The following is a 2,774-nucleotide window of genomic DNA, read 5'->3' as shown; positions in this document are numbered from 1 at the left end:
ACTCGACCACGCCGAGGCGGTCGCCGCGGCAAGCGTGATCGACCACGAGAAGCTCGTCGCCCTCGACCAGGACTTCCACGCCCTCATCACCTCCCACTGCGGCAACGCCGTCCTGGCCGCGGTCATCCACAACATGTCCGGCCGCACCGTGCGGGCCAGGATCTGGCGCGGCATGAGCGACCCGCAGGCCATCCACCGGACCCTCCGCGAACACCGCGCCGTGCACCGGGCCCTGCTGGCACGGGATCCCGACCGGGCCCGGCTCCACGCCGCCCTGCACGTCCTCGGGGTCGAGGAAAGCCTCTCCAGCCCGCACACCTACGAAAACCCCCATGGCTGACCCGCACCTCAGCCCGGCCGGGCGAGGGCGGACGCGGCCCGCGGTCGCCGTGAAACATTCATCGCCGCCCCGCGGCTCACGGTGACACCCACGTCGCACGACCGTTGATCGACAACCCGGCCGGCTCCGTTTCCCGGGGCTCGGACCAGCCAGCATCCGACGATGACGACGGGATCGGCAGACAGACAGAGATCCCATCTCTCCACGGATCTCGACACCGGAATGCGCGGATTTCGGTAAGTCCGACAAGACCATTGACTGGATTGATCACATGTTCGTAGCCTTGCGCGGAGCCTCGTGATCCAGCCGCACCGAACACCCGCTGCGTCTCGTCGACTCTCGAGGTCGCGGTCGAAACGTTTCGAACATCCGCGCCTTCCCTCGGACTTGGAGGACCGAAGTGTCTGAGTTATCGCGAAGGCAAGTGCTGAAGCTCGGTGCGGTGGGAACCGGAGCCGCGCTGCTGCCGCTGCAATGGACGGCGGTCGCGCGCGCCGCGTCGGCGCCACCCCCGCAAGTACGCGCCGCGAACGATCTGGCGCTCTGGTACGACGAGAGCGCCGGCACGGAATGGCTGCGTGCGCTGCCGATCGGCAACGGGCGCCTCGGCGCCATGGTCTTCGGCAACGTCGACACCGAGCGGTTGCAGCTCAACGAGGACACCATCTGGGCCGGCGGGCCGTACGACCAGAGCAACACGCGGGGCGCGGGGGCCCTGGGGCAGATCCGCCAGCTCGTCTTCCAGAACCAGTGGAGCCAGGCCCAGAGCCTGATCGACCAGAACATGCTGGGCAACCCCTCGGCCCAGCTGGCGTACCAGACCGTCGGCAATCTGCGGCTCACGTTCGGCAGCAACAGCGGGGTGTCCGAGTACAACCGATTCCTCGACCTGACCACGGCCACCACGACGGTGTCGTACCTGCAGAACGGCGTGCGGTACACGCGCGAGGTGCTGGCGAGCGCGCCGGACCAGGTCATCGCCGTTCGCCTGACCGCCGACAGGGCCGGTTCGATCACGTTCTCCGCGACGTTCGACAGCCCGCAGCGGACCACACGCTCCAGCCCGGACGGCACGACGGTGGCGCTCGACGGCGTGTCCGGCGACCAGCGAGGCCTGTCCGGCAAGGTGCGGTTCCTCGCGCTGGCCCGCGCCGTCGCCGACGGCGGCACCGTCAGCAGCTCCGGCGGCACCCTCCAGGTGAGGGGCGCCAACAGCGTGACGGTGCTGATCTCCATCGGCTCCAGCTACGTGAACTACAAGGACGTCAGCGGCGACTACCAGGGCATCGCACGGCGGCACCTCGACGCCGCCCAGGGCAGGACCTACGACGACCTGCGCTCCAGGCACGTCGCCGACTACCAGGCGCTGTTCGGGCGCACGACGCTCGACCTCGGGCGCACGGCGGCGGCCGACCAGCCGACCGACGTCCGGATCGCGCAGCATGCCAGCACCAACGACCCGCAGTTGTCCGTGCTGTTGTTCCAGTTCGGCCGCTACCTGCTGATCTCGTCCTCGCGCCCGGGCACCCAGCCGGCCAACCTGCAGGGCATCTGGAACGACTCGCTGAGCCCGTCGTGGGACTCGAAGTACACCCTCAACGCGAACCTGCCGATGAACTACTGGCCGGCCGACACCACCAACCTCGCGGAGTGCTACGAGCCGGTGTTCCGGATGATCAACGACCTCACGGTCACCGGCGCCCGCACCGCCCGGGTGCAGTACAACGCCGGCGGCTGGGTGACCCACCACAACACCGACGGGTGGCGGGGCAGCTCGGTCGTCGACGGCGCGCTGTGGGGCATGTGGCAGACCGGCGGCGCGTGGCTGTCCACCATGATCTGGGACCACTACCAGTTCACCGGCGACGTCGAGTTCCTGCGGCAGTACTACCCGGCCATGAAGGGCGCCGCCCAGTTCTTCCTGGAGACCCTGGTGCGGGAGCCGAGCCTGGGATACCTGGTCACGAACCCGTCGAACTCCCCCGAACTGCCCCACCACTCGGGTGTCAGCGTGTGCGCCGGCCCGACGATGGACAACCAGATCCTGCGCGACCTGTTCAACGGCTGTGCCAAGGCCAGTCAGGTGCTCAACGTCGACGCCGACTTCCGGACGCAGGTCCTCACCGCCCGGGACAAGCTTCCGCCCATGAAAGTCGGCTCGCGCGGCAACATCCAGGAGTGGCTCTACGACTGGGTCGAGACCGAGCCGAACCACCGGCACATCTCGCACCTGTACGGCCTGCACCCCAGCAACCAGATCACCAAGCGAGGCACGCCCTCCCTGTACACCGCCGCGCGGCGGACCCTCGAACTGCGCGGCGACGACGGCACGGGCTGGTCCCTCGCCTGGAAGATCAACTACTGGGCGCGGATGGAGGAAGGCGACAAGGCGCGCAGCCTCATCGGCCTGCTGGTGCGGACCGACCGGCTCGCG

General features: G+C 68.8%; 2 protein-coding genes. Both read left to right on the top strand.

Going from position 1 to position 2,774, the window contains the following annotated elements:
• The coding region (locus AAH991_RS39890; protein ID WP_346231152.1) for a FadR/GntR family transcriptional regulator at window positions 1-340 on the top strand (340 nt) is incomplete at its 5' end.
• Window positions 341-782: 442 nt separating this feature from the next.
• The coding region (locus AAH991_RS39885; RefSeq protein WP_346231151.1) for a glycoside hydrolase family 95 protein at window positions 783-2,774 on the top strand (1,992 nt) is incomplete at its 3' end.

Origin of the sequence: Microbispora sp. ZYX-F-249, assembly GCF_039649665.1 — a bacterium.
GTDB lineage: Bacteria > Actinomycetota > Actinomycetes > Streptosporangiales > Streptosporangiaceae > Microbispora > Microbispora maris.
The sequence above is the reverse complement of the archived record's forward strand: the minus strand, read 5'-3'. Positions and strand labels throughout refer to the sequence as shown.